General features: G+C 66.3%; 25 protein-coding genes and 6 pseudogenes. 10 read left to right on the forward strand and 21 right to left on the reverse strand.

Translation table 11 applies throughout. The features are described 5' to 3' along the window. Positions 1–400 precede the first annotated feature (400 nt). The 9 genes from HGB39_RS36050 (at position 401) to HGB39_RS36090 (ending at position 10,042) form a co-directional block, all read left to right on the forward strand. The gene (locus tag HGB39_RS36050) at positions 401–1,207 is read left to right on the forward strand and encodes an IclR family transcriptional regulator (RefSeq protein WP_064080113.1); all 807 of its coding nucleotides are present in this window, start codon (positions 401–403) and stop codon (positions 1,205–1,207) included. 120 nt (positions 1,208–1,327) lie between these two features. Further along, positions 1,328–2,566: a cytochrome P450 gene (locus HGB39_RS36055; RefSeq protein WP_118605653.1), complete on the forward strand. Its 1,239-nt coding sequence runs from the start codon at positions 1,328–1,330 to the stop codon at positions 2,564–2,566. Next, the gene (locus tag HGB39_RS36060; RefSeq protein WP_155755988.1) at positions 2,563–3,693 is read left to right on the forward strand and encodes a PEP/pyruvate-binding domain-containing protein; all 1,131 of its coding nucleotides are present in this window, start codon (positions 2,563–2,565) and stop codon (positions 3,691–3,693) included. The genes HGB39_RS36055 and HGB39_RS36060 overlap by 4 nt, the downstream gene beginning before the upstream one ends. Continuing rightward, a complete protein-coding gene (locus HGB39_RS36065) occupies positions 3,693–5,525 on the forward strand; it encodes a PEP-utilizing enzyme (protein ID WP_064080110.1) in 1,833 nt (610 codons plus the stop codon). Before HGB39_RS36060 ends, HGB39_RS36065 begins: the two co-directional genes overlap by 1 nt. A gap of 4 nt (positions 5,526–5,529) precedes the next feature. Next, positions 5,530–6,303: an SDR family NAD(P)-dependent oxidoreductase gene (locus tag HGB39_RS36070; RefSeq protein ID WP_181991997.1), complete on the forward strand. Its 774-nt coding sequence runs from the start codon at positions 5,530–5,532 to the stop codon at positions 6,301–6,303. Between the two features lie 20 nt (positions 6,304–6,323). Then, positions 6,324–6,644, forward strand: coding sequence for a 2Fe-2S iron-sulfur cluster-binding protein (locus tag HGB39_RS36075; RefSeq protein WP_064080108.1), 321 nt, complete (start codon positions 6,324–6,326; stop codon positions 6,642–6,644). Position 6,645: 1 nt separating this feature from the next. Continuing rightward, positions 6,646–7,923 carry an NAD(P)/FAD-dependent oxidoreductase gene (locus HGB39_RS36080; protein ID WP_064080107.1) on the forward strand — a complete coding sequence of 426 codons (1,278 nt, stop codon included), beginning with the start codon at positions 6,646–6,648 and terminating at the stop codon, positions 7,921–7,923. After that, entirely contained in the window at positions 7,920–8,591 is a 672-nt protein-coding gene (locus HGB39_RS36085; RefSeq protein WP_064080106.1) for an HD domain-containing protein, read from the forward strand. The genes HGB39_RS36080 and HGB39_RS36085 overlap by 4 nt, the downstream gene beginning before the upstream one ends. Next, a complete protein-coding gene (locus HGB39_RS36090; RefSeq protein WP_064080105.1) occupies positions 8,588–10,042 on the forward strand; it encodes an aldehyde dehydrogenase family protein in 1,455 nt (484 codons plus the stop codon). Before HGB39_RS36085 ends, HGB39_RS36090 begins: the two co-directional genes overlap by 4 nt. Positions 10,043–10,244: 202 nt before the next feature. Here the strand turns inward: HGB39_RS36090 and HGB39_RS40555 are convergent. From HGB39_RS40555 to HGB39_RS36175, 18 genes and pseudogenes are all read right to left on the reverse strand, one after another. Next, positions 10,245–10,467 (reverse strand): annotated as a pseudogene (locus HGB39_RS40555) (hypothetical protein); the annotation flags it as partial. Positions 10,468–10,843: 376 nt separating this feature from the next. Then, a pseudogene (locus HGB39_RS36095) lies at positions 10,844–11,826 on the reverse strand (IS110 family RNA-guided transposase); the annotation flags it as partial. Between the two features lie 573 nt (positions 11,827–12,399). Further along, a complete protein-coding gene (locus HGB39_RS36100; RefSeq protein ID WP_064080104.1) occupies positions 12,400–12,924 on the reverse strand; it encodes a hypothetical protein in 525 nt (174 codons plus the stop codon). A 51-nt stretch (positions 12,925–12,975) separates the two neighbouring features. Next, positions 12,976–13,623: a hypothetical protein gene (locus tag HGB39_RS36105; RefSeq protein ID WP_064080103.1), complete on the reverse strand. Its 648-nt coding sequence runs from the start codon at positions 13,621–13,623 to the stop codon at positions 12,976–12,978. After that, the gene (locus HGB39_RS36110; RefSeq protein ID WP_064080102.1) at positions 13,624–14,328 is read right to left on the reverse strand and encodes a hypothetical protein; all 705 of its coding nucleotides are present in this window, start codon (positions 14,326–14,328) and stop codon (positions 13,624–13,626) included. It lies immediately after the preceding gene. A 53-nt stretch (positions 14,329–14,381) separates the two neighbouring features. Continuing rightward, positions 14,382–14,915 carry a hypothetical protein gene (locus tag HGB39_RS36115; RefSeq protein WP_064080101.1) on the reverse strand — a complete coding sequence of 178 codons (534 nt, stop codon included), beginning with the start codon at positions 14,913–14,915 and terminating at the stop codon, positions 14,382–14,384. Positions 14,916–14,926: 11 nt separating this feature from the next. Beyond that, positions 14,927–15,580 (reverse strand): hypothetical protein, encoded by a 654-nt coding sequence (locus HGB39_RS36120; protein ID WP_064080100.1) that lies wholly within the window; start codon positions 15,578–15,580, stop codon positions 14,927–14,929. Further along, on the reverse strand, positions 15,577–16,029 hold the full coding sequence (locus HGB39_RS36125; RefSeq protein WP_064080099.1) for a hypothetical protein: 453 nt from the start codon (positions 16,027–16,029) through the stop codon (positions 15,577–15,579). The genes HGB39_RS36120 and HGB39_RS36125 overlap by 4 nt, the downstream gene beginning before the upstream one ends. A 205-nt stretch (positions 16,030–16,234) precedes the next feature. Then, entirely contained in the window at positions 16,235–16,420 is a 186-nt protein-coding gene (locus HGB39_RS36130; RefSeq protein ID WP_155755987.1) for a hypothetical protein, read from the reverse strand. A 110-nt stretch (positions 16,421–16,530) separates the two neighbouring features. Further along, on the reverse strand, positions 16,531–16,944 hold the full coding sequence (locus HGB39_RS36135) for a hypothetical protein (protein WP_064080098.1): 414 nt from the start codon (positions 16,942–16,944) through the stop codon (positions 16,531–16,533). Positions 16,945–17,100: 156 nt separating this feature from the next. After that, on the reverse strand, positions 17,101–18,060 hold the full coding sequence (locus HGB39_RS36140) for a 2Fe-2S iron-sulfur cluster binding domain-containing protein (RefSeq protein ID WP_064080114.1): 960 nt from the start codon (positions 18,058–18,060) through the stop codon (positions 17,101–17,103). A gap of 100 nt (positions 18,061–18,160) precedes the next feature. Next, on the reverse strand, positions 18,161–19,177 hold the full coding sequence (locus tag HGB39_RS36145; RefSeq protein ID WP_064080097.1) for an aromatic/alkene monooxygenase hydroxylase subunit beta: 1,017 nt from the start codon (positions 19,175–19,177) through the stop codon (positions 18,161–18,163). Between the two features lies 1 nt (position 19,178). Next, on the reverse strand, positions 19,179–19,487 hold the full coding sequence (locus HGB39_RS36150) for an MmoB/DmpM family protein (RefSeq protein ID WP_005568703.1): 309 nt from the start codon (positions 19,485–19,487) through the stop codon (positions 19,179–19,181). An 11-nt stretch (positions 19,488–19,498) separates the two neighbouring features. Further along, positions 19,499–19,885: a Rieske 2Fe-2S domain-containing protein gene (locus HGB39_RS36155; protein ID WP_064080096.1), complete on the reverse strand. Its 387-nt coding sequence runs from the start codon at positions 19,883–19,885 to the stop codon at positions 19,499–19,501. After that, entirely contained in the window at positions 19,885–20,130 is a 246-nt protein-coding gene (locus HGB39_RS36160) for a toluene-4-monooxygenase system B family protein (RefSeq protein ID WP_064080095.1), read from the reverse strand. The genes HGB39_RS36155 and HGB39_RS36160 overlap by 1 nt, the downstream gene beginning before the upstream one ends. Positions 20,131–20,142: 12 nt before the next feature. Next, positions 20,143–21,669: an aromatic/alkene/methane monooxygenase hydroxylase/oxygenase subunit alpha gene (locus HGB39_RS36165; protein ID WP_043790658.1), complete on the reverse strand. Its 1,527-nt coding sequence runs from the start codon at positions 21,667–21,669 to the stop codon at positions 20,143–20,145. 552 nt (positions 21,670–22,221) lie between these two features. Further along, positions 22,222–23,229, reverse strand: coding sequence for an IS110 family RNA-guided transposase (locus HGB39_RS36170; protein ID WP_064080094.1), 1,008 nt, complete (start codon positions 23,227–23,229; stop codon positions 22,222–22,224). Between the two features lie 93 nt (positions 23,230–23,322). Next, positions 23,323–23,565: pseudogene (locus HGB39_RS36175) on the reverse strand (IS110 family transposase); the annotation flags it as partial. A 60-nt stretch (positions 23,566–23,625) separates the two neighbouring features. On the opposite strand from HGB39_RS36175, the pseudogene HGB39_RS36180 reads away from it, so the two are divergent. Beyond that, positions 23,626–23,946: pseudogene (locus tag HGB39_RS36180) on the forward strand (transposase); the annotation flags it as partial. Here the strand turns inward: HGB39_RS36180 and HGB39_RS36185 are convergent. From HGB39_RS36185 to HGB39_RS36195, 3 genes and pseudogenes are all read right to left on the reverse strand, one after another. Then, positions 23,927–24,109, reverse strand: a pseudogene (locus HGB39_RS36185) (IS110 family transposase); the annotation flags it as partial. The pseudogenes HGB39_RS36180 and HGB39_RS36185 overlap by 20 nt on opposite strands. A gap of 38 nt (positions 24,110–24,147) precedes the next feature. After that, positions 24,148–24,511: pseudogene (locus HGB39_RS36190) on the reverse strand (IS110 family transposase); the annotation flags it as partial. Positions 24,512–25,521: 1,010 nt separating this feature from the next. Continuing rightward, positions 25,522–26,526 carry an AraC family transcriptional regulator gene (locus tag HGB39_RS36195; protein ID WP_081276482.1) on the reverse strand — a complete coding sequence of 335 codons (1,005 nt, stop codon included), beginning with the start codon at positions 26,524–26,526 and terminating at the stop codon, positions 25,522–25,524. Between the last annotated feature and the right edge of the window lie 265 nt (positions 26,527–26,791).

The raw sequence follows: 26,791 nt of genomic DNA on the forward strand, positions 1-26,791 counted from the left end.
ACGTCTCAACGTCCAGCGGCTACGTCACCGACGCGCTCGCCACACATGCTGACAGCCTCGCCGGTGCGCGGATTTACCTAGCCGGACCGCCGCCCATGGTAGACGCAGTTCTGAAGCTGCTGAGTGCAGGCGGCCAATCAATCGACACCATCCACTACGACCGTTTCGGGTAAGCCGACTCATTACCCGAGAAACGAAGGCAGACATGCGAGCAGCCGTTCACCACGGACCCAAGAGACGTCAGGATCGACGAGGTGGCCGATCCACGCCCAGGGATGCAGGCGTAGACAACCGCGTCCACGAGCGCCTGTCCACCGACGCGGCCGGGGCGATGGCCTGCGGCCTCGCCGAGCTTGTGTCGATTGATTGCGCCCCCGAGCGCCTCGCGCTGGGATGATCGATGCGTACCAACGAGTCCGGGCGCACCGTTACCTCCCGCGTCCTGGCGATTCTCAAGGCCTTCGAGGCCAACGGCCCGATGCTGACGCTCTCGCAGGTGGCCGAGCACACCCAGATGCCGGTCTCCACCGCCCATCGCCTGATGGGCGAGCTCGAGGAATGGGGCGCGCTGGCGCGCGACGACAACGGCCGCTACCACGTGGGTCTACGTCTGTGGGGACTCGCCCAGAGCGGCGGGGTCCGCCTGCGCGACAGCGCGAGGCCATTCCTGCAGGACCTCTTCTCCCTCACGCAAGAGACCGCTCACCTCGCCATCCGTGAAGGTAGCGAGGCGCTGTACGTCGATCGCATCTACAGCTCCAAGCGCGTCCCCCGGGCATCACGGATCGGCGGGCGGCTGCCGCTGCACGCGACCGCCGTCGGCAAGGTCCTGCTCGCCTACGAGGCACCGTGGTTCCGCGACGCCTACCTCCACGAACACCTGGAGGCACCCACGAAGCGCACCCACGTGAATCCTGAGGCGCTCGCCCGAGAACTCGCACAGATCGCCGACCAGGGATTCGCGATCGCCCACGAGGAAGTCCGGGTCGGAGCATGCTCGATCGCCGTCCCCGTCCGCGGACGACCGGACGCCACCGAAGCGGCGATCGGCCTGGTTCTCCCTGCGCCACAGTCCAGTAACCTCACCCGCCACCTTCCGGTACTGACGGGCACCGCCACCCGGATCGAGGCGGCAATAGCGCGCTACCCGTTCACGATGACGAGCCAGCTGACCGGGGGCGCAACCACCTCGACTGGATGGAGATGACTTCCGGTGAATGGAAACGGGCCATTGTGACCGGAGCAACGCGGATCCAGACTGCTTCTATCAACTAAACGGGAGTTGCATGTGACTACAAATCTCTCGGCCCCGCAGGCGGGATGCCCTGTGCCTCACGGAGACACGGCCCACCACGGCTACGAGCCCTTCGACCAGAACGACCCGTTCCCGTCGTACGCCGAGCTCCGGACTGAAGCACCGGTGTTCTTCGACGAGCGGATCGGATACTGGGTCGTCACCCGCTTCGACGACATCAAGGCGGTCTTCGAGGACTGGCAGACGTTCAGCAGCGAGAACGCCCAGGCTCCTGTGCGTGAGCGCGGCGCAGAAGCCACCCGAATCATGACGGAGGGCGGCTTCACGGCGTACTCCGGGCTGTCGGCCAGGGTGCCACCCGACCACACCAGGATCCGCAAGATCGCCTCCAAGGCGTTCACCCCGCGGCGGTACAAGGTTCTCGAGCCCAGCATCCGCGCGCAGGTCGTGAACCTGCTGGAGAACATGCTGGAGCGCCCGGGGCACGAGGGCGACATCGTCGCTGACCTGGCGTACGACGTCCCGACAGTGACGATCCTGACCTTGATCGGTGCGGACACCAGCCAGGTCCCGACCTTCAAACGCTGGTCCGACTCGCGTGCCGCGATGACCTGGGGCGACCTGAGCGACGAGGAGCAGATCCCGCACGCACACAACCTCGTCGAGTACTGGACCGAGTGCCGGCGACTGGTGGCCGAGGCGCACGAGAAGCAACCTGACAGCTTGATTGGCGACCTGGTTCGCGCCCAGGCGGCCGGGGACGAGATCAGCGACCACGAGATCGCCTCGGTGGGGTACAGCCTCCTGTTCGCCGGCCACGAGACCACCACGACGCTCATCTCGAACGCGGTACGAGCCTTGCTCGGCCACCCTGGGCAGTGGCAGCAGCTGGTGGACAACCCGTCGAAGATCCCGGCGGCGGTGGATGAAGTGCTGCGCTACAGCGGCTCGATCACCGCGTGGCGCCGAAAGGCACTGACCGACGCGACGATCGGCGGGGTGCGGATCGCCGCGGGCGACCAGGTCTTGCTGGTGATGGGTTCCGCGAACCGCGACGAGACCAAGTTCGCCGACGGCGAGACGTTCGACATCGACCGTCCGAATGCCCGGGAACACCTGTCATTCGGCTTCGGCATCCACTACTGCCTCGGCAACATGCTCGCAAAGCTCCAAACGAAGATCGCCCTGGAAGAGCTGGTCCGGCTGGCGCCCGACCTCCGGTTGCGCAGCGGTGCGTCGATCACGTTCCGCGAGAACTTGTCCTTCCGGGTTCCACAGGACGTCCCAGTGACATGGGGAGGAGCGGCATGACCACCTACATCCAGTTCTTCGACGAGGGCCTGCCGCCCGAGCACGAACTGCTTGGGGGCAAGTGCGCCTCACTGGTGACGATGACGGCCGCCGGCATGCCGGTCCCTCCCGGATTCGCCGTCACGACAGCGTTATACGACGCCTTCATCACCGAGTCGGGTCTCGGCGAGGTGATCGCAGCGAAGCTCGAGAGCCTCGATCCGAGCGATGTCGCCCAGGTCGATCTCGTCTCCGCGACGATCCGCGAGGAGATCTACTCCCGTCCGGTGCCCGATCATCTGCGCGAGCCCACGGTCGCGGCGTACGCCGCCCTCCAGGCGCGGTTCGCCGAGCCGGTGCCCGTCGCCGTGCGATCGTCGGCAACGGCGGAGGATTTGCCGGACGCGAGCTTCGCCGGGCAGCAGGACACCTACCTGTGGCTCACGAGCCTGGACGACGTGCTCTCGCACATCCGGTCCTGCTGGGCCTCGCTCTACACCAGCCGCGCGATCATCTACCGGCTCAAGAACGGGATCGGCGAAGAGGGCCTGTCGATGGCCGTGGCCGTGCAGAAAATGGTCAACGCCCGGGTCGCCGGGGTTGCGATGACGCTGAACCCGCACAACGGCGACCGCTCCAAGGTGACCATCGACGCCTCCTACGGTGTCGGTGAATCGGTGGTCTCCGGTCACGTCACCCCGGACAACGTCCTCATGGACAAAGTGATGCTCAGCGTCGTGCAGGAGCACATCGGCGCCAAGCACATCGAGCTGGTCCCGGACGCGACCGCCGGCCGCCTCACCGAGCGTGAGGTCGAGCCCGAGCGCTGCGCCGTTCGCTGTCTCACCGACGCCGAGCTGAACGCGGTCGCAACGCTCGCGAAGAGCGCTGAGCGCCACTACGGCACCCCTCAGGACATCGAGTGGGCGCTCGACCGTGACCTGCCCGAGGGCGAGGACCTCCTGCTCCTGCAGGCCCGTCCCGAGACCGTCCACTCGGTCAACAAGCCGGTCGCTGCTGCCGCCGCTGCGCCGAGAACAACCACCGGATTCTCGGGGCTCGGCGGCATCACCGCCGCCCTGCTGGGCGGTGGCTCGTACGCCCCTTCGATCCCTACCCACCACCACCAGAGCAAGGACACCTCGTAATGACCGTTGCTTCAGCCGCTCCGACGGTGAAGTCGTTCCCCAGCCCGTCCTCCCTTCCGGTGCCGGCAGGCGCCGAGGGGTGGGAGACGCTGTATCCGTACTACCTGACCTTCAACAACAACGCGGGCTCCGACGACGAGAAGTTCTGGTTCTGTGACAGCCAGCACTGGCCGACAGCGTTCAAGCCGTTCGAGACCATCGGCGGCGAGTTCGCGGTCAAGTGCCTCGGGCAGTACAACACGCGGCACCTGCTGATCCCGCCGGCCAACGGCATCGAGTTCAAGATCCACCTGGGCTACCTCTACATGAGCCCGGTCCCCGTCCCCGAAGAACAGATTCCCGGACGCGTGCCGGAGTTCGAGCGGCGCGTAGGCCACTACTTCCAGAACTGGGACAGCCTGCTCGTCCTGTGGAAGGAGAAGGTCCTCGCGACGATCCGAGAGATGGAGGCCCTCGAGTTCACCTCGCTGCCGGACATGGTGCCCTTCGACGACATCGTCTCGGGCAAGGCCAAGGACGGCAGCGAGGTCCTCCTGGAGAACTACGACCGGCTGATCCAGCTCTGTTACCAGAACTGGCAGTACCACTTCGAGTTCCTCAACCTCGGCTACCTCGCCTACCTCGACTTCTTCAACTTCGCGAAGGAGGTCTTCCCGGGCATCCCCGACCAGGCCATCGCGAAGATGGTGCAGGGCGTCGACATGGAGCTGTTCCGTCCCGACGACGAGCTCAAGAAGCTGGCAACGCTGGCCGTCGAGCTCGGGCTTCAGTCCGCGTTCGCCGACACCGACGACGTCGACGGCACCCTCAGTGCGGTTAGTGCCCTCCCGGGTGGCGACCAGTGGGTGGCCGCGTACCAGGCGGCCCAGGACCCGTGGTTCAACTTCACCGTCGGCAACGGCTTCTACAGCCACGACAAGTACTGGATCGAGCACCAGGAGATCCCGCTCTCCTACGTCAAGGATTACATCCGCCGCGTGGAGGCCGGCCAAGACATCCTCCGCCCGGTCGACCGGCTCATCGCTGAGCGCGACCGCATCATCGAGGAGTACCGCTCGCTGCTCGACGGCGACACCCTCGCCACCTTCGACGGCAAGCGCGGGCTGGCCGCCACCGCCTACCCGTACGTCGAGAACCACAACTTCTACATCGAGCACTGGACGATGGGTGTGTTCTGGCGCAAGGTCCGCGAGCTCAGCCGCGTGTTCGTCAGCGCCGGTTTCTGGGGCGAGCAGGGCGACCTCCTCTACCTGAACCGCAACGAGGTCCGCGACGCGCTCTTCGATCTGGTCAGCGGCTGGGCGGTCGGTGTGCCGGCCATCGGGCCGACGTATTGGCCTGCCGAGATCGAGCGCCGCCGCAAGATCGTCGACGCGCTGGACTCGCAGCGGCCCGCTCCAGCGCTGAACACCCCGCCGGCGCAGATCACCGAGCCGTTCACCCAGATGCTGTGGGGCATCACGACCGAGCAGGTCCAGCAGTGGCTCGCCGACGACGACGGCGACGACACCGGCGTGAGCGGCATGGCTGCCTCCCCCGGTGTCGCCGAGGGCCCCGCTCGCGTGGTCTTCCACGCCGATCAGCTCAGCGACGTCCAGGACGGCGAGATCCTCGTCGCCACGATCACGGCGCCGAGCTGGGGCCCGATCTTCGGCAAGATCAAAGCCACCGTCACCGACATCGGCGGGATGATGTCGCACGCCGCGATCGTCTGCCGGGAGTACGGCCTGCCGGCCGTCACCGGCACCGGCAACGGCTCGACCACCATCCAGACGGGCCAGCTCATCCGCGTCGACGGCAACACGGGCCGGGTCGAGATCCTTGAGAGCTGACCCCGTGCCCGACACCACCACCACCACCACCACCTCCTCCCGCCGCACCGTGCTCATCACCGGTGCGGCGGGAGGACTAGGACGCGCTTTCGCCCTCGGCTTCGCCGAGCGAGGGTACGACGTCGCCATCGCCGACATCGACCCGGTCGGGGTCGAGGAGACCGCGCGCCTGGTCCGCGAGACCGGCGTCCGTGCCTGGCACGGCCCGGTGGACGTGACGTCCACCGCCTCCACCGAAGCCCTGTGCACGGCGGCCGCCGCATTCGGCGGTGGAACGATCGACGTCGTACTCAACAACGCGGCGATCTACGCCACGGTGACGCGGTCGCCGCTGGAGAAGATCGATCCGGACGAGTGGGACAGGGTCATGGCCGTCAACGCGAAGGGCCCCTGGCTCACGGCGCGCGCGGCCAGTCCGTTCCTCCCCGAGGGTGGCCGCGTCATCAACCTGTCGTCCGCCACGGTCTACTCCGGCTCGGAGCAGTGGGCGCACTACGTGGCATCCAAGGGTGCGGTCATCGCGCTCACCCGGGTGATGGCCAAGGAGTTCGGTCGCCGTGCGATCACGGTCAACGCGATCGCACCGGGCTTCACCCTCACCGAGGCCAGCTACGGACTGATGGACGACGCCGCGTCCTACGGTGTCGACCGCGGTGCGCTGCGCAGGGCGAGCCAGCCGGGCGACGTCGTGGGGGCCGCCCTGTTCCTCGCCGGCCCCGACGCCGCCTACATCTCCGGTCAAACCCTCGTAGTCGACGGCGGCCGACAGTTCATCTGAAAGGACCCAGGAGTAAAGCCATGGCCAAGATCACCCTGACCGACAGCGTCGGCGAGAGCACCGTGCTGGACGCGAACCCCGGCGACTCCGTCATGGAGACCGCCGTGCGCAACGGAGTCACCGGCATCGTGGCGGAATGCGGCGGCTCGCTGTCCTGCGCCACCTGCCACGTGATCGTGGACGAGACCGACTACGCCACCCTTCCCCCGATGGAGGAGATGGAGGACGAGATGCTGTGGGGCACCGCCGTCGACCGCCTCCCGACCTCGAGGCTCTCCTGCCAGATCCGGGTGACGGACGGGATGGACCTGCACGCCGCCCTTCCCGAGACGCAGGTCTGAGATGACCGGCAATCGCCCGAGGAACGGGCTCCTCATCGTCGGCTCCTCCCAGGCCGGGGTGCAGCTCGCGGTCTCGCTGCGCGCGCTGGGCTTCACCGACCCGGTGACGCTGCTCGGCGACGAGGACCACCGGCCCTACCAGCGGCCGGCGTTGTCCAAGGAGTTCCTGCAGGACAAGATCACCAAGGAGTCGCTGATCTTCCGCAGCGAGGACTACTGGCGCGAGCACGACATCGACGTCGTCAAGGGTGAATTCATCGAGAAGGTGCACACGGACCCGGACGGCTCGGGCACGGCCCACTCCGTCGGCGGCCGCACCTTCGCCTTCGACCGCCTCGCCCTCACGGTCGGGGCCCGGGCCCGCCGGCTCGCTCTCCCGGGAGCCGACCTCGACGGCGTGCTCTATCTGCGCACCGCCGACGACGCCCTCGAGCTGAAGGCGCGAACGCCCCAGGCGCAGCGGGTCGTGGTGATCGGTGGCGGCTTCATCGGTATCGAGGCTGCGGCCAGCCTGCACACCCTCGGCAAGGACGTCACGCTCGTCGAGTACGCCGACCGACTTGTGGCTCGCGCCGTCGGCGAGCAGACCTCTGCGTTCCTCGCCGAACACCACCGCAGCCGCGGCATCGACATCCGCCTCGGCACCGGGGTCGAGGCCATCGTCGGCGACGACGGCCGCGTCACCGGGGTCGACATCGGCACCGAGGTGATCGCGGCGGACATCGTCCTCGTCGGCATCGGTGTCATCCCCAACACCGACCTCGCCGAGCAGCTCGGGCTCGATGTCGACAACGGCTTCGTCGTGGACCGCTTCGCAACTGCCTCCGACGGGCACACCCTGGCCGTCGGGGACTGCGCCAACCTCCCCAATCCCATCCCGGGTGCGCCCGACGGCGCCCGGGTGCGGTTCGAGAGCGTGAACCATGCCATCGAGCAGGCCAAGGTCGCGGCCTACGCTGCCATGGGACGCCAGGCCGAGTACGCCGGCATCCCGTGGTTCTGGTCCAACCAGGGCGACCTCAAGCTCCAGATCGCGGGCCTGTCGACCGATCATAACCAGGTCGTCGATCGCAGCCCGGCCGATCCCACCAAACACTCGGTTCTGTACTACCGGCAGGGACGACTGATCGCTGCCGACTGCGTCAACGTGCCGCTCGACTTCATGATGGTCAAGCAAGCCCTCGGTGCCCAAATCAGTCTTCCTGCCGACCAGGTCGCTGACCCGACCATCCCACTCAAACCGCTCCTGACCGCGGCACTCGAAGGAGAGCATGCATGACGACTCACCCGCTTCCACCCACACCGATCGCCCCCTCCGGCACGATCGACACCTCACCCATCGCCCTGAGTCCGGCATCCGGCGTCGAACTCGACCCGATCTGGGCGTCGATCGTGCCGGAGACCCGGGCCCGCGCGAACGACATCCACCTCCCCGTGTCGCTCGCCTTCGCAGAGCGGCTGGTGGCCGCCCACCCCGAGGCGGACGCGCTGCTGGTGCGGGTCGCGATCGTGCTGCACGACGCCGGTTGGGGCCGGGTCGACGAGAGCCGGATCCTCAGCGAAGGCTTCTCCGGCGACTGGCGCAAGGCCGCCATCCGGTTCGAGCACGAGAAGCAGGGATGCGAAATCGCTCGCGAGGTGCTCCCGCCGCTGGGGTACGACGAGGAGTTCGTCGAGGAGGTCGTGGCCATCATCGACGGTCACGACACCCGCAAGGAGGCGCACTCCCTCGAAGACGCCCTGATGCGTGACGCCGACCGCCTGTGGCGCTTCGACCACGCCGGCGTCGCCCTCGCCGCGGGCTGGTTCAAGATGGACCCGGCCACCTACTGCAGTCGGCTGCGCAGCGCGATCATCCCCGAACTGCTCACGCAGGCCGGCATCGAGATGGCCCTGGCCAGTCTCGACCGGTCCGAGGCCCTACTGAAGACCGACATCATCCGATGACCGTGGCCGTCCCCTTCACCCACGTCGACGACCTGTTCCTCGGCGGCAGCTGGATACCGTCCGGTTCATCGGAACGACTGCCGGTCATCGACCCGGCGACCGGCAAGGAGTGGGGCAGCATCCCGCAGGCGTGCGCAGCCGACCTGGACGCCGCTGTTGCCTCCGCCCGCGAAGCATTCGACTCGGGACCCTGGCCACGGCTCACCGCGGCCGAGCGCGCCGATCTGCTGCTCCGCATGGCCGACGAGGTCGAGACGCGGGCGGAGCCGATCTCGTTCACGAACACCCGCGAGAACGGCTCGCCGGTGGCCGAGACGTCCGGTGCCGCGGCGAACGCGGCCGGCATCCTGCGCCACGTCGCCGGGCTCGCCGCAGTCCTCGACGGGGAGGATCGCCGTCCGTTCCCCGGCGGCCGGGGCGCGACCGTCGTACGGCGGGATCCGATCGGCGTCTGCGCCCTCATCGCACCGTGGAACTTCCCGATCAACCTCGTCGTGACCAAGCTGGCCCCTGCGCTTCTGGCGGGCTGCACGGTGGTGATCAAGCCAGCCGAGACGACCCCGCTGTCCATCCGGTACATCGTCGAGGCCGCTGCCGCCGCCGGCATCCCGGCGGGTGTGGTCAACCTCATCACCGGCGACGGACGAGTGGGCGATGCACTGGTGCGGCACCCGGGGATCAACAAGGTGGCCTTCACCGGGTCGACGGGCGTGGGACGCCGGATCGCTGCTGCCTGCGGGGAGCTGCTCCGGCCGGTCACCCTCGAACTGGGCGGCAAGTCGGCCGCGATCGTCCTCGAGGACGCCGACCTCGACGCCTTCTCCGAGGTCCTGATCAAGTCCTGCATGCGCAACACCGGCCAGACCTGCTACATCTCGACCCGGATCCTGGCGCCGGCTGCGCGCTACGACGAGGTCGTCGAGGCGGTCACCCGCACGGTCCGGGCCGCTCCCCAGGGCGACCCCTTCGACCCGGGCACCGTCTTCGGCCCGATGGCCAACAAGCGCCAGTGGGAGGTCGTCTCGGGCTTCCTCGACTCCGCACGCGAGGAAGGCGCCCGCGTCACCACGGGCGGCCACGCGCGCCCAGGAAGTCCCGGGTACTTCATCGAGCCGACCGTGCTGGCCGATGTCACCCCGCAGATGAGGGTGGCCCGCGAGGAGATCTTCGGGCCCGTCGTGACCATCCTGCGCTACGACGACGTCGACGAAGCGATCGACATCGCGAACTCGACGCATTTCGGCCTGGGCGGCATCGTTTTCGGCCGCGACACCCACCGCGCTCACGCGGTCGCCGAGCAGATGGACACCGGGTCCGTCGGGATCAACTTCTTCGCGTCCAACCACGCCGCGCCGTTCGGCGGACGGCACGACTCCGGCCTCGGTGTCGAGTACGGCGTCGAGGGGCTCATGCAGTACGTCACCTACAAATCGATCCACCGGCACGACTGAGCCTGAATCCGTGGATCGGTGATCGCGGTGGTTCTCGGGCCGATTTCCTTGGTGATGCCGACGGGCGACGCCGCTCGGGGCGTGGTTGACCTGCTGGCCGGTTTGTCAGCTCATCCACGTTCCGGGTTCCTGGGTCGTGGCCCGGGGGCCGGGTTGTCGAGGTCAGGCAGCGTGTGGCGATTCGTAGTCGATGATGTTGTCCCAGAGGGCAGTTTCCCTGCCGGGTTCGCCGCACCCGAGGCCACCCGCGTAGAGGTGAGGGGCGACATGGGTGTCGATCAGCTCCGAAGGCCGGCCTGTTCGCCCAGTTCGAGGACCCGCACCAACCCGGCGGCCGACACGAGATTGCGTTCGTCGAACACCGCGGACCCCGCCGTGAGCGTGTGCAATGATTGCGCTGAAAGGGCCTTTCTGTATGTGGACAGTCGTGACGTCAGAATCTTGATTGTCTCACTACGAGAGGCGTTTTCGCTGTTCGCACGCCGACAATCCCACGACGACGCCACGGACTGGTCCTGAAACAATTAGCAGGACAGGGGAATGCCGTCCCCCGTAGTTGCCGCTGGGATGGGCGCCCGCAGCCGGGGCCATGGCTGGGCCGGAGGCCCACGCGGAGCGCTCGGGGCCTTGACCCCGGTGAGGAGCGGCATCACGCTTGGGCGGCGTCGGGGGAAGGGGGAGACCGTATCAGCGCACTGCTCCAGTCGAACATATGGCCCTTCGGTAACCAACCCGCGCCCGCGCTCTCGGGCTATTAAGCAACCGAAGCGCGCGAGGCGATCTCGGCCACGCTCGTCCCTAGCGATTTCCGGCGTGTCCGCGAGCTCGTGCCGCGGCCGGGGCCTGGTCCCAGCGGCGCCGCAAGCCCACACCCGGGTGGTAGGTGGTCCGATGGTGCCAGGCGGCCTCGACCAGCAACCGCCCCACGTGCGTGTTGCCGGTCTTGGTGATCGCGCCTTGCGAGCGGCTCTGCCCGGAGGAGTGTTCGCTGGGTACCAGCCCGAGGTAGGCGCCGATGCCGGCGCCGCTGAACCGCTGCCAGTCGCCGATCTCGACCGCGAGCGCGAAGCCGGTCAACGTCGCGATGCCGCGCAGACACCCCAGCCGCCGCATCATGGCGGTGAATTCGCTGTCCGCGGCGAGCGCGATGATCTTCTCGTCCAACCGGGCGCGGCGGGCGGTGGCCAACACTACCGTCTCGTAGGCGTCGTCGAAGGCCGCCTGCGTCGGCGCCTGGTCGAACCTCTGTTGCCGCAGCCACCGATCGCGCAACTCGGTCCACGCCTTGCCGCGGGAATAGATGATTCCGTTCCGCAGCAACAGCTTCGACACCCGATGCCGTGACCGCATCAGATCCTGCCGTGCGGCCTCACGGGCGCGGACGAGATCGCGGGCGGATTCCTCGGCCTGGGTCGGGACCCGGACCGAGGAATCCGCCTCGTCCAACCGCAGCAACCGAGCCAGGTGCGGAGCATCTCGCGCGTCGGTCTTAATTCGATCGCCGGCCGGGCGGTGGAGCTTCGACGACGCCGCCACCTCGCAGCGCCACCCCGTCGCCCTCAGGGCGCGGGCCAAGCCGAACCCGGTCGGTCCGGACTCGTACACCACCGCGCACGGGCCCGGAAGTTTGTCGACCCATTCGAGCACGTCGATGTGCGAGGGCGTCAACCGCGCCTTGAATACCTCGCCCGTCTATCCGTCGATCGCCGCCGCGACGACCGAACGGGCGCACATCCAACACGGGCATGCACATCCAACCCGACACTCGTACGTTCACAAAACACCGGGGCCGCCTCACACCTGTCGGATAGGCCGAGCACGGAAAACATCGCTCGGTAACCCACGAGATTGCGTGAGCGGGGTCCGTACCAGCAACTACTCCGCTCCGCGAGTAGTCACTACATACGGTCTAAGAGCGAGCGCAGCATCGGCCTCGGCCCGGTCCGCCGGTGTGGGCGCGCCCTGCCGCCAGGCATAGAGGAGGATCGCTCGATCTGGACAACACCTTATGGGGCGCCGCGGATCACCGCCGAGATCCACGACGGCGTTCCTTCTGGTTCGGGCCGTGCGCGCCAGCCGACGTGATCGAGCATCAGTCGGACCGCCGGCTCACGAACCTCGGGAGGAAACGCTTGGGCATGACAGACGCCCTTCCTCTTTAAGGAGCCTGCATCAAACTCGGTCCGGTTCAATCGATGTCGTTCTCCGTCGTACTCCGGATGGTTGATACATGAGGTGCTCCGGACGAGGTGCGGTCTCGTTTTCGTGCTTCTCCGACGAGCACGAGGGGCGCCCGACGTGCTCACCGTGCTGCTTGGGCAACCGGTGAGCACGGGGCCGGATGCCGGCTACTCGAGTTACTCCCCGATGACGGGCAGAATCAGCGCGATCCGCAGTTTCGAGTCGATTTCCTGGCCGCGGGCGAGGGCCTGGTCCAGCAGCGGACCCAAAGTCTGTACCTTGCCGTCGGCGTCGGCGAGGGTCTGCACGATCTGTTCTGCCGGCACGGCGGCGGCGTTGGCCTGATCCGTCGCAGCGGCGCCGGCGTCGATGATGCCGCCCAGAGGGGCATCGGCGGCCGTCAGGGCGTCACCGAGATTTGCCAGCTGGGTGCCGAGATCGCCCAGTGTGTGGTCGGCGCGGGTGAGGGAATCGAGAACTCCCACCACCTCGGGCAGACCCTGGTTGATGGCGGCGTTGGCGGGAGGAAGCTCTTTCGCACCCGCCAACGCGTCGTTTGTGGTCTTGTTCACCGTTTTCGCCTGTACCACACCGTCTTTGAATATGTCGTTGGTGATGGCGAGGTCCCTTGTGACGATCAAGATGCCACACAGGAGCGCGATGGTGAAGGCTGCGGCAATTGCCCAGGAGAGCCGAAACATCGTCTGTGTTCTGCCTTTCACTCGTGTGCGGCCGGGTGACCGCGGCGAGCGTTACGGGGTGGTTGTGGGTGCGACACCGAGTGCTGGAAGGTTGAGGGAGTTGACCGGAGGTCCGACTACTGCGAGCAGCGGACCCAACTCCTGGACGTGGCGTGCTTCTTCCTCCACGTTCGCCAGGGTCGCGGCGATGGCGGTGGCCTTCGGCCCGAGGGTGCTCAGAGTGCCTCCGACCGTGATCAAACCATCGTTGACGGCCTCGAGTTGGGTGGTAACCGACCCGACAGCCGTGGACAGTCCCGCGACGGTGGGACCGGCCTGATTGGCGCGACCGGTCACGTTCGCGACCAGATCCGGAAGGGGACCGGCGATCGTGCTGACATCGCCGGTGGAGGAGTTGAGAGTTTTCGCCTGCCCGGTCAGTTCGCCGGCCTTGTCGGTGAGACCCTCGAGGTCGTCGGCCAGCGGGCCCAGGGTCTGGATGTCTCCGGAGAGCTGGGCGTGCTTGGGAACGAGGATGCCGGTGATGGTGTCGAACTGGCCGGCGGAGTCGATGACCTCGAGGCCGAGCTGAGACGGCCGACCGAGAGGGTCGATGACGTCGTCGAGACCGGGAAGGAACCCGTTGACCGCGCACAGCAACACCGCCGGTGCCACGCCGAGACCGAGGACAACCCCGAGCCATGCCTTCTTGGTGATCATTCAGTTGCCTCCGGGTGCAGGAATGATGGCGTCTTGGGCGGGAATGAGCGCCAGCTTGTTGGTTGTGCGGGTGAGCTCACCGTTGAGCTGATTGACCAGATTGATGGCCGTGGTGAGTTCGTTATTGACAGCGGAGACCGTGGTGTTGGCGTCCGCGGAGATCTCGTGCAGAGAAGCAGCCGACCCCTGCAGGGTGGTGGCGACGCCTTCGAGCTGCCCGGCGATCGCGGTGTCACCCTGCCCGGCGGCAAGCAACGCCCGTGCATCCGGCAGCAGCGCCGCAAGGTGATCGACGTCGGTCGCGGTGGCGGTGTTGAGATCCGCCAGTACCCCGGCGAGTTCGTCGAGTTGTCGGCGGGCAGTCGCCGGCGCGGTCAGGTCGGCTCGCTGGGCGAAGTATTCGTTGGTCGTCCGGAAATTGTCCACGATGGTGCGGGCACTGTCCTGAACGAGCTGGCCTTTGTGGATGGCCATGAGGACCAAGGCGAACAGGATCAGTGCCAGGACCGCGGCCAACCGGCCCATCCATTCGGTGGCCACAGTGAAACCATTCGAGGCCGCTGCGGCGGTCACTGATACATCCGGGCGTTGCGGTATCACGCCCTTGCGGTACGGCAGCGCTGATGCGGGAACATCGAGACGCTGGAATCGGGCCAGGCCGCGGCGTGGATATGCCTCGTCCGGCAGGTCGGTGCCCATCTTCATGTCACGTCCAGTCGTCGATCGGTTGTCGGTTCACAGGGGAGGGGAAGGGTAGATCAGCCCGGCAGCGGCAGCATCTGGTTGATCGTCTGCGCCGCAGCGACCGACCCTTGCAGGTCACTGACCAGGCCCTGCACGACGGCCAACAGCTGCTGTCCCTGATCACCGAAGGCGCGGGCGGATTCCACCAGCGGCACCACGGTGTTCTGAACCTCGCCGAGGATGCCCTGAATGTTCGTCAGCTGATCATTGGTCAGCTGCGCCCCTTCGGTGTTACTGGCCAGCATCTGCGCGGCCGGGGAGATCGCCTCGTCCAGCTTGACCAGCAACGGACCGAGAGCCGCAGTGGCGTCGAGCGCGGTCTGCGCGGTGTGGGTGAGCTCGGTCAGCTGCTGCAACTGGTTGGTCAGCCGGTCGTTCACGTCGACAATCGCCGAGGAGGCGGTGATGCTGGTTTCATTGGCCCGTTGCTGGTTGTCGAGTCGGGTGTTGAGGTTGAACACCACGAACGCGAGCAGGCCGAGCACGCCTACCGCGACGACCGACAGCACCAATCGGGCCGGACCGCCGCGGCGTCCGAAGAAAATCACGGGTACATCTCCTACTTTCCGGACAAATCGTTGGCGGATTCTTCCGCGGACAGACGGGCGCTGTGGACCTTCGCGGCGGTCGATCGGGCGTCGTCGAGAATCGCATCCAAGGTGGCCCGGTTGCCGGCAACGGCGTCAGTGGCGCCGTCGGCCGCCGGTTGCAGCGAATTGATGTGCGCGGTCAAGGTATCGAGGGAGGCGACCAGGTCGGTCACGTTCGCCCCGGCCTGATTCAGGGTTGCCTGGACGTCGCCGCTGATCTGCCCGGTCAAGGTGTTCAGTTCCGCGGCCACGGCCGCGTCGGTGCTCAGCACACTCGCCAGCGAGGCCTTCATCTTCGCGAGCGAATCGAACGCGGCGAGAGTGACCTTCTCGTGCTCGACGATTTGGTCGAGCGCGGGGTTATAGTTACCTGCCGAGACCACTGCCTGATCGAGCCGGTACGGCGTCGCCGTCAGATCGTAGATCCGCGGATACAGGTATAACGCGCCGATCGGGATCAACGCGAGCACGAGTAGCCCGCGGGCGATCTTCATCTTCGCCGACGCCCGCGGCGGATCCGGTTCGGATGCCTCGGGGTCACCGACATAGGGCAATTCGAAGACGTCGGTGCGATAGTCGAGGGCGTGACTTGACGGGCGCCCTCGGCCCGAGAGCGCGGTCATGCGTCGACGACCGAGACCAACGCGATCGTGCGTAGCGCTGTCACGGTGTGGGTCAGCAGTCCCTTGACGACGAGCTTGTGCTTGAGGATTTCCCCGAGAACGGACATGCCGCGGCCGGTGAAGAATCCGACCGGCACCAGGCCACCGGCCTTCATCGGCAACTGGGAGACATCGAGGATCTGATCGACGGTCGCCATCACCGTGACGGCGGGCTTGCCGACGATGTCGTTGTAGACGACGGCCTCGTCACTGCCGAAGATGATGGTGCAGGCGGTCTCGGTGTCGGTGCTGTAGATCGATACCGGCCGGGAGATGCGACGCGCGAACTTCACGCGGGAGGGGAAGTTCTCGAGATTCTGCCCGAGCAGCATCCCGACAATACCGGCGACGCCGTTGGCGTCCTCGCCGTCGTACATTGTGACGGCGTAGCCCTTCTCGACGGTTGTCATGGGTCAAGGCCTTTCCAAGCATGGTGTTCGGTGAGGGTTCGGACCCGCGCGGGACTCGTTCCAGCAGGACATGAGTCCCGCGCGAGGGGGCCTAACTGACATGAAATGAAGTGGGCGGCAGTCGGTCAGATCACCGGTCGATGGCCGCCAATCCCGACCGGCTTCTCGTGCAGGTTGCGGCTACTGCCGTGCGAGCTCGACGGTCTCATGATTGCTGGCGCAGGTCGTTGCGCTCGTCCCATGGTGTCGCCACCATCGAGACCCGTCGCGCGTTGGCCCGTGCGACAGCGATGTCTGTCAGGAACCGCCGAGCCATTGCCCGCGGCGTGGCGCGGGGGTGCATGATCAGACTGGCGCAGACGATGACAGCGCCGATAGTGCGGGTTGACATGAGAAGATCTCCTGGAGGAATTTCATAAGCGGGCGCTGAAAGTGGACTCCTCCCCAGCCGAGGACACGATGCAGGGGCTCGCCGGTGTGAAGGTCTGGGGGGAGGCCCGATTACACGTCCCAGTCGGTGGGAACCTGTCCCCAGGTGCGCAGGAATGCGTTGAGGGCGCCGGCGTTCTCGATCGCCGCGGACATCGGTCCCTTGGCGAACTTGATCAGGCCTTTCATCAGAAGCTTTCCGCCCTCTTCCTCACCGGCGGCCGCGGTCTGCCAGGTCTCGAAGCTGCCGTTGATGACCAGCCACAGCTCGCTCTGGTCGAAGACGCGCGGTGACCAGGAGACGACCTTGCCCTCCTTGAATTCGAGGTGGCTGGCGACGTCGTCGCGGCCGGTCACGCCGAATTCCATCTTGTTGGTGAACGACGATGCGTCCTTGAATCCGGCGAGGACGTGCGGGTTCGAGTTGACAGCCTCGCGTGCGGCGTCACACCACTCCTGCGAGAAGAACTTCAGCTTGTCGGTCATGTAGTCTCATTTCCTTTTCTGTTCGCCAGCTCGTGCATCGAGCTGGTCCTGGTCTCGTTCGGTGGCGGGCCGCACCTGCGGCCGGACAGCCTGCCTCCCACGCCCTTACCGGTTGCCCGGCTGAACGGGTGGGTGAACCGGATACGCCCGGGTAGATCAACCGAACTTGTCCACGTGGATCCGGTCCAGGCCTGCGCCACACTCGCGGAGTACCGCCATCGTCGCGTCGACCATTGGCGGGGGCCCGGCCAGGTAGTAGCGGTGCGCCGGCGTGGCGATCTCACCCAGCGGGGTGGTCGCGAAGCCGCGACAGCCCTCCCATGTGTCATCGGCCTGCGCGACTACCGGCACGAGCTTTCCTTGGTGCAATTGCGCGACCACGGCCGCGAGCTCGTCCAAGCAGACCAGTTCCTCGGGCGTGTTGGCGCCGTACAGAACCGTGACTGGATGGGTACGCCGCTGCTCGGCCATGTGCCGGACCAGTGACAGCACCGGAGCCACGCCGGTACCGCCCGCGATCAGGATCGTGCTCGAATTGTCGTCGCGCAGCCACATGCCACCGAAGGGAATCGCGATCGGCACCGATACCCCGACCTTCAGCGCATGCAGGGCAGAGCTCCCCGGCCGGCCTTCGTAGTGCTTGGCGACGAACGTGATTTCGTCCCCCGGCCCGGCGTCCATCGAGTAGCAGCGCCGCAGATCCGGGCCCAGCTCGAGGATCGCGTACTGCCCCGGACGGAAGTCGGCCGGTGCATCGAGCGCGAAGGTGAACGAGCAGATGCCGGGACCCAGCTCACGCTTGTCCACCAGCTGCGCGACGCGGTCGGTCGTCGGACGCTCCTCGAAGGGACCCAGCCGAGTGACCTTGAGCGTGACGTTGGTGGCGGTGGTGGTCTGACAGGTCAGCTTGCGGCGCCGTCGGTCGTCCCGGGGGTCAATGGCCGGGGCATCGGGGAAGAGCAGCTCGACCTCCCCGGAGATCAGGGTCGCCTTGCACGTCCCGCATGAGCCCCAGCCGCACTCGAAGGGCAGCCAGACGCCCGCGCGGCGACCCGCGGCGAGGATATTCTCGCCTGGCTGGACAACGAACGAATCACCCGACGGCTCGACGGTCACGCGGTAGTGCCCGGGAAGCTCGGCGGCGAACCGGGCACCGCGCGGCGACGCACCCGCCTGGGGGATCACCGGCGACCGCTGCGGCGACGGTGCCGCCGAGTCAGATGGCGGTGCCAACGATGAACTCATCGCGGGTCGCCCCAGCCCTCTTCACGACTGCCACCGGATCAAGCGGGACCGGGGCCTTGCCCAAGACCGGAGCCAGAGCGGCGACCGCCTCGTCGGCGAGGGCAACCCACTTCGAGACCCAGCCCTCGAACACCTCGGACAGCGACGGGTCCCGCTCGAGCGCGTAGCTCGTCAGGGCCTGCGTCCAGTCCCGGCTGCGGGCCGAGTCGCGGGCGAACTCCGCGGCCAGCTCGGCGACGAAGCTGTCGCCGTTCTGTGCTGCGAGGTCGCTCAGACAGTCGTTGAAGAGCGTGTCCATCGTGGGCTTGATGACCACGCAGAGGGCCGTGAAGGCCTCGCCCCAGTCGTAGCTGATCAGAAGGGTCTCGAGTGCCTTGCGCAGCGGCTGCCAGGCGGGGTCGGACTGCCAGATCTCCCGACTCCGTGCGGACTCTGCGATGTGGTCACCGTGGCTGTTGGCGAGCGCCTTGGTCCAGTAGGCGATCCGCTGGATCCGCCGCATCTCGTCAGCGGCCTGGAAATGGGCACAGTTCGTGATGTAGGACGACGGGGCCATCTGGCCGACGTAGAGGCTCACCATCTGCAGCACGTGGATCGGGAACCGCAGCGGAACGAAGACGTCCTCGAGGGTGGCGACCCACGCCGGGTCCAAGCCGGCGACAAGGCCACTGGTCTCCGATCGGTCCACCAGCGCGTCGACGTAGAGCTCGCGCTCGTGCTGCATCGCGACGTAGTCGCGGTAGGTGAGCTTGTAGGGGTCACGGAACGCCTCCCAGTCGTCGACCTGGAGCGGCGAGCCTTCACGGTTATTCAGGTACCAGGTGTTGATCGGTGTCGTCGGGTCGAGCTCGAAGGGAGCCGGCTCGCGACGGAAGTGGTAGTGGAACTTGCCGGTGACGACCTCGTACGGCGTGGGCTTGCGCTTCACTTCGCCGAACTGGCTCCAGGTGCGCGGCTTGGGGCGGCTAGCAGGGGTGTTGGTGGTCATATCAGTTGGTCCTCTCCAGGTACCACTCGATGCTGTCGTCGGAGGTAAGGACGCGGCCCGAGAACGAGGCCAGCGCCTGCTCGAGCTGCGTTATCGGGTAGGTGTAGCCCAGCTCGTCCTCCAGGGTGGCTCGCGTGAGCACGCACCGGCCGGGAGTGTGGATCCGGACGTAGCCGCCCTGGTCGTCGATGGTCACCGGCAGATCGGGGTTGTCCCGCTCGACGGCGGCCATCACGGCCTCGGCTAGGGCGGGGTCGAAGCCTCGGATCACCGGGCCGACCAGCTTGGCGGCACTGTGGGTGTTGGTCATAGGGTTGGCCTTCAGCTCTCGTAGGACTTGAGGTAGTGGGTTTGGCCGTCCTGCGGGATCCCGATGCGGATGATTCCGTCGTTCGCCTCGACCGGGTAGCGGTACAGCGTCGAGCCCTTCGGGTTGATGCCGTTGCCAGCCTGCATGTCGAACTCCCAGAGGTGGCCCGGGCAAGCGAGCACACAGGTGATCTCGTCCCACGTGCCGTCGGCCAGGAGCACCTCCTGGTGCGGACAGAGGCCCTGGAAGGCTGCGTACGTGCCGTCGAGGTGGTGCACGATGATGACCTGCTCACCCTCAACCTCGGCGTCGACGATGTCGCCCTCCCAGATGTCCTGCGCCTCGGGAACCTCGACCCACTTGATGTCGACGTCTGCGGCGACCTTCATCTCGGCCATCACACATACCCCACTTCCACGACGTCCATCGGGCCGAAGCCGGCGCTGGTCACGGTGGCGTCCGGCGCGACGGGGGCAGATTTGTGGCGGACCTGCATCGGACGGTCCCGGGCGGGGACGCGATGTCCGACCGCGTGGTAGGCCACCTTCTCGGCGACCCGCGTCATGGTGTCCTGGTCGTCGACCGGGACCAGCATGAGGACGAAGTCACCGTCGAACATGCCCTGCAGTGGGAAAAGTGCCATTTTCCGTCTCCCTCACTTGTCCGTGCCGGCAAGGGTCTTGCCGGGAACATAGGCCTCAGCGGCCCATTCGTAGTTGGTCGCGTCTTGGCCGCACTCCTCGGGCGAGAGGCCCATGTAGGCGAGCGCACCGCCCAGGTCGGGCGGCTGGATCTCGCCGCCGAGGAACCGGTCGATCAGGCTGGTGTGCCCCTTGAACCGGTCCGGGGCCTCCTCGAAGATCCACCTGCAGGGCACCGAGCAGAAGTTGTACTGGCGTCCCTCGTGGATCAGCGTCTGCGGCAGCGGGCTGTCGAGTTTGCCCGCGTTGAATCCGGCCGGCGTGCAAATCGGGATGTGGCACATGTTGCAGACCATCGGCAGCGTCTCGGGCAGCGTCGCTTCCGGCTTGCCCGCCCGGATGTTGTCGCCCATGACGTCCCAGTGCCGTCCGAAGTTCTCGTTCCAGCCCGGGTACTTCTGCTCCAGATAGTCCCGCTCCTCCGGCGAAACGCCGGCGTCGGGGTTCCACCAGACCGTCGGCCGCCAGTTGTAGACCCCGAGGTGGTAGGCGTGGTGCAGCCAGTCGAGTTCCGGCAGGAAGTACTCGTCCCAGTACCACGGCTTCTCCAGGCCGAAGTCGCGGAACTGCTCCAGGAACTGCTTGACGATGAACTCGCTCATGAACTCCTTGAAGGAGTGGGCGCGGTGCTCCAGTGGGGTGTAGTAGTCCATAGACAGTCCGGTCAGCAGCGCGAAGACCTTCCACGAGCGCCAGAACATATGGTCGACCAGCTTCTGGGCGACGTCCTTGTGGCCCTGCTCGATGAGTATCTTCACTGTCGGCTCGCCCTGTTGGGAGTGCCGCGCCTCGTCGGTCTGGATCGAGGAGATAAGCGAGCCGAAGTCCACGTCGCCGACTCTCATCGCGTCGGCTGCCATGCCCAGGAACTGCAGGTTGGTGAAGCCGGTCTCGAAGGTGAAGGTCAGCTGGATCGCGGTGGACACCGCGTCGTTGGCGGTGAACATGTCGTCGAACAGGCTGCGGGCGGCGAGCGCGCCCCACTCGTTAGTGTGGAGGGCCTTGTGGGCCCAGTCCGCTCGCGGCTCCTTCGCCAGCAGGCCGTACGGGAAGTACGTCTGGATCTGGCCGTGGCGGGTCTCGTCGAGCGTGCCGTACATCGCCATGTTGCGCCACGCGGCGGCACGGCCGAAGCGTCCCATACGGGACTCGCCGATGCCGGCGGAGTACTCGGGGACCGCGATGGCGCCGTAGTGGGCGAGGATCGCCGACTTCCAGCCCGGGTCGAGGGACTCGAAGATTTTGGAACGGCCGATGACCGCGTTGACGGCGTAGACCGAGGAGTCCTTGCCGAACTGATTGTGGACGTACTCGGTGTACGTCACCTTGTAGGGTTCGTCCCAGGTCCACCAGTCTTCGGCGGCGACGCCATAACTGTTGGAAAGCTCCTCGGGGAAGACGTCCTTTTCATCAACGTAGGTGAATGTCCAGTTCATGTCTCGCGTGAGGTCGTACCACTGCGACCGCTCAAGGCTAGGCACCTGATGACTCCTTCGGATGGGGGCCGACGCGCGCTGCGTGGGTTCCTGAAGTACAGCACCGAGTGATAGCCGTCACCATGCGGCTTTTCCATTCAACGGAAGTCAATTCCGTCGGCCATTGCCAGGCGCAGCAGCTGGCAGGTGTCGGCGTGCTTGAGGTCAGCGAGGTGCCGGAGCGGTGGTGCTCGGGTATCGGTGCGCGGTTCTGTGCTCTTGGCCTGCGGTGGTGGCACGTCCCGTGGTGTAGCAGCGGTCGGTTCCTTGGTCCGGCACCTCAAGCTCGGTGGCGGGCCGGGTGCTCGGTCGCCGGGCGGGGAGGCTCATTTCGCGGCGTTGATTGAATTATGTTATGCCGAAGCATCTGTTGTGAAACTGATTGTAGTGGTTGACAATTCATAGTTTTGCGCGTGTCTATACGGGCTGTGTGTTGTTTATGCTTGATGCGGTTGAGGTTTCGCATTCTTGCGGCCCAGTCCGGGAGATCACGGAGGACGTCGTGGACCGGGAGATGATGGCGCGGGCTTTGAGTCGTCGGATCGGTGGGTTCCGCCGTCACGGCTTGAGGTGGACGGCTACTCGGTAGTAGACGAGGGTGAGCAGTTTGCGGGCCGCGGCGACCTTGGCGATGTTCTTGCCGCGGCGTGGCTGGATCCGGGGGCGATCGGCGACAATCTTCGCGGTGCTCGGGTGCAGCTGGATCGCCTCGACCGCCGCCCACCGCACCAGTCTCGAGCCCTGCTTGGTGATGTGCCCGCGATGGACGGTGGTGTCGGACTCGCGGTGCCGTGGGGTCAGCCCGGCCCACGAACAGAGCCGGTCCGGCCCCGAGAACCGGTGCACGTCACCGATTTCGGCGAGGAAGATTGCCGCCAGGACGGGACCGACACCCGGTATCTCCTGGATCGCCCGGTACCCGGGATCACCGTCGAGCCGGCGAGCGATCAGCGCGGTGAACCGCGTCTCCTGGGTGTCGAGGGTGTCGATGAGTTGGAGCAGCGACAGCACTCGTTGGGCGTAGGCCTTGCCGAGGGGCACCCGGGCGAGTCTCGCCCGGCCGGTGACACCGAACAGATCCGAGACCGCGATCTGGACTCCGGCCTTGCCGAGCACCGAGTGCACCTGCGCCTTGAGGTTCGAACGGATCGCCACCAGCTTCGCCCGGTAGCGCACGAGCTCCCGTAACTCACGGACCTCGGGTGGGGCGATCCATGCCTCGGGCAGCCGGTTCATGCGCAGCAGATCCGCCAGATCCGACCCGTCGCGGACGTCGTTCTTGACTCGACGGTACCGAAACCCTTTGACCCCCAGGGGGTGTGCGAGGTGGACGGTCGCGCCAGTGGCCTGCAGCGCGTCGACTGCCCAGTACCACCCGTAGGTGGCTTCGAGCACCACCTCGGGGTGCGGTCCGGCGTCGTCGAGTTCCCGCTTCAGCGTGTCCGGGTCGTTGGCGATCCGGGCTACCGAGAGCTGCTCGCCCTCGCTGTTGTGGCGGACGATCACCGACCGCCGCCGGTGCAGATCGACTCCTACGAACTGCATACCTGGTTCATACTCGTACATGAGGGGCCACCCTTCCTCTTGATTCGGGTCCGACACCCCCAGCATCCGCTGGGAACCATGAGGAGCGGGGAGGCCCCGCCCCTTTTCATCACATCAAGCCGCTGAGGGGAGCGGTGCCCGGTAGAGTTCCTTGTTTTTCAGCATGGCGTAGAGAACATCGCAGCGGCGTCGGGCGAGGCAGATCAGGGCCGCGTTGTGCTTCTTCTTCTCGGCACGCTTTTTGTCGTAGTAGGCGCGACTGGTGGGGTCGTGGAGGGCGGAGAATGCGGACAGGAACAGGGCGCGTTTGAGTTTCTTGTTGCCGGAGCGGGCTGGGTGCTCACCACGGATGGAAGATAGCTCACCTCGATCGCGGTCAAGCACGCACCCCGAATGAGCGCCAGGTTGGCCACCGACATCCTTGCCGCCCTCGACGAGCAGACCGTGGTCGTGCCCGGCACCACGGCCGCCGAGACCATCCTCCCCAAACACGCCGACACCCTGAAAGAGACTCTCCAGCAACGGAAAGCGGTCGCCGAGGACGTGGAGAGGGCCCTCGATGATCACCCTCTTACCCGAGTCCTGACCTCGACGCCCGGCATCGGAGTCAGGACAGCAGCCCGGATCCTGATCGAGGTCGGCGACGGCTCCGCCTTCCCCTCCGCCGCCCACCTGGCGGCCTACGCCGGCATCGCACCGGTCACCCGTAAATCGGGACTGTTTTCGCCTGTCCGGGGTACAGGTCAGCGATGCGGCGCATCGCCAGTCCGGGCAGGTAGCCGACCTCGTGGCTGCAGGCGCGGGCCACGGTGACCGGCAGGGCGCCGATCGTATTGGGTTGGTCGACGACGACCAGCACCGATCCGTGGCTGGCCAGGCGGTCGAAGACAGCCCGCAGCTTGCGTCTGCCGGCCTTCCGGATTCCGGCCGGCCGCCGCAGCGGGAGAGGACCTCGAGCACCGCCGGATGGGCGATGCGGGGGCCGAGGACCCGCTCGAGCGCGGGGTGGATGGAGGTGAGCAGTCCGCGGATGCGGTTGCTGACCCGGGTGGCCTCGCCGGCAAGGTCGTCGTCGAACCGACGAGGACTTCGAGCTCGGCGAGGGCCTCGTCGCCGGTATCGACCCGGCGCAGGGTGTGCGGCATGGTGCGGGCGGTATCGGCGATGAAAGGCGTCTCGGGCGTGGCTTCGTCGTTCGGCAGGCCTTGTCGTAGATCTTCTTTCCGGCGGCGGTCAGTCCGACGGCGTGGTGTTCGCCTTTGCCGACGTCGATGCCGCAGTACACTAGTTCGAGTCCATTCAGGGGTCGTCCCTTGTGTCTCGGTTCGGCCGGTCGCCGATCCGGCATCGACGCCCGGCACCCACGTTACAAAGCGACCTACCCCAGTTCGGTTGGCCGTATCCCTATCAGCGGTCCGTCGACGCCACCACGCCCGGCGACACCACCCCCCGGATCATGCGTGAGACAGGGGCAACGAGTCATACCGGGTCTGGCGACCGTAGCCCTTCTGCGAAGGACCGTAAATAACGTAACGGGGGTAGGTGGCAGACGGTGCCCGCGGCCCGCGGCGCGCGGCGAGGGCGGCCAGTTTGGTCTTCCATTGCCGGGTGCGGGATCCATTCGATCCGCCGCCTCGGCGCAGAGCCAGCAGTCGGCCGGCCTCGAGCAACCTCATGGCAGCGGTGTGCGCAGGATGTGCGGGGTGACATGCTTGCTGGCCAGGCCCGGACATGCGTCGGCGGCAGTTGCGGTGTGTCGTGTCAAGCGTGCCGCCACTGCGTCACGGCTCATCCGTGTTCCGGTCTCCGGGTAGGAAGCGGGAATCCGGTTGCGCGGCTATCGATCTGCCTGCGTAGGACATCCACGGTTTGCCTATCGAGCAGTGTGCTTCAATTCTTCCGGCCCTTTCCGCGACAAACGGCGTGCGTGGGCGAGCCCGAGATGGACATCGGCGATCTTCAGATCGGTCAAACTCCGAAAACATCCCGGTGGTGGTCACCGCGGTCTGCAGTAGTGCGTGGTCGCGTCGCCCGGCCTGTGTGGGTCGGTCGGGTGCGGCCAGGAGTGGGAAGAGTTCCACGGTCGTCAGGTAGGTCACGTCGGTGCGTCGGTGCGTCGGTGCGTCGGTGCGTTGGTGTCGTTTCGGTGGAATGGCCAGGACGCGGGCAGATCGTGTTGGCATGTTCCGGATGACGATAAGCGGCGTAGGCGAACAGCGAATCCACCTCCGCCAGTGGGGCATTGCGGGTGGTGACGGCGTTGCCGCGGTCCGCTCATCGCTGGAGCCTACGTCGGTGGACCCGTTCACTGTCTTACCTCGTCAGTGATGGAGATTCTTTTGATGCATTCTTGCGTAGTGTCTCCGAGGGCGCCTCGCCGAACTTGTTGCGATAGGCCACAGCAAAGCGACCGAGGTGCGCGAATCCCCATCGGTACGCAGTATCTGAGACCGACGTCAGCAACGCCGGGTTGCTGAGTTCCGCGCGTACACGCTGAAGGCGGACCTCACGCAAATAGCAGGTCGGGGATACACCGACGTAGCGTTGGAAACCGTACTGCAGCGTTCGGGCGCTGACCCCTATCGCATGAGAGAGATCGGATATCGACCATGGTTGGTCCGGTTGTTGTTCGAGCAGGTCGATCGCCTGCTTCACTGCACGCGGCCGTGCAGGTCCGTGTGTGCTGAGTAGTAGCTCGGAATAGTTGTGCGGTTGGCCGACCAGTAAGCCGGTCATCATCAGTTCTTCGATTCGTGCGACCAGCAGCGGCTCGTGACCCGTCTCTGCGTCGCGTTCCATCTCAGCTTGCAGCAGCCTGACACTGTCGACCCAGGTGCGCAGTGACGGGGTGGTCAGATCCATGCTGAAGTCGAAGCACAGCGGCGCCTTGATCTCGCGGCACAGCAAACCTTCGAGCTGCCGTTCCAGGGCGTGGCGCTCGATGCGTACGAAAATCATGCTGTAGTCGGGGCTGAGGGTGATCATCGAGGGGTCTTCGGCCCGAAACGACACGCCGAGGGACGGTGTTGACGGAGCGGTCTCGTGCTTGCCCCGCTGAGCTTCCGCCTTTCCGGTGAGCGGCAGCGTGAAAAAGTACAGCGCTTCTGTCGTCGGCGCCTCCAGCGTGATACGAGATTCGTACCTCAGATACGCCAGAGTCGTGTTGCCGAGCTTGGCCGCGTTCATACGGGCATCCGAAGAAACTGCACCTGAGGCCTTGACCTTGTGCGGAACGAGTAGACGCCCGCCGACATCGCGGATCACATCGAGGTCACCGGTACGGAACTGAGAGCAATGTGCAAGGGGTTCCGTCGACATGTAGAAATCACCTCTACCTCTGTGGTCTCCCCGCGCGAGAGCGCGTTGCCGTTGGCGCGCGGACGCACCGACCTACGCAAGCATGTTGTGACTCGCGTCACGGCAGTATACGCCAGGTGCGGTCTTATACGCCAGATGGCGCGTTGACTCACGAAAAATGCGCGCGTAACCCTATTCGTTGCCTCATCGAGGAATGCGCGCGTACGGCGCGCCTACCCGGCCCGAGGATGGGTTGTCGGATAGGCCCGGACGATGGGACTGACGA

It is taken from the genome of Rhodococcus opacus, from assembly GCF_012396235.1.
Classification (GTDB): domain Bacteria; phylum Actinomycetota; class Actinomycetes; order Mycobacteriales; family Mycobacteriaceae; genus Rhodococcus_F; species Rhodococcus_F opacus.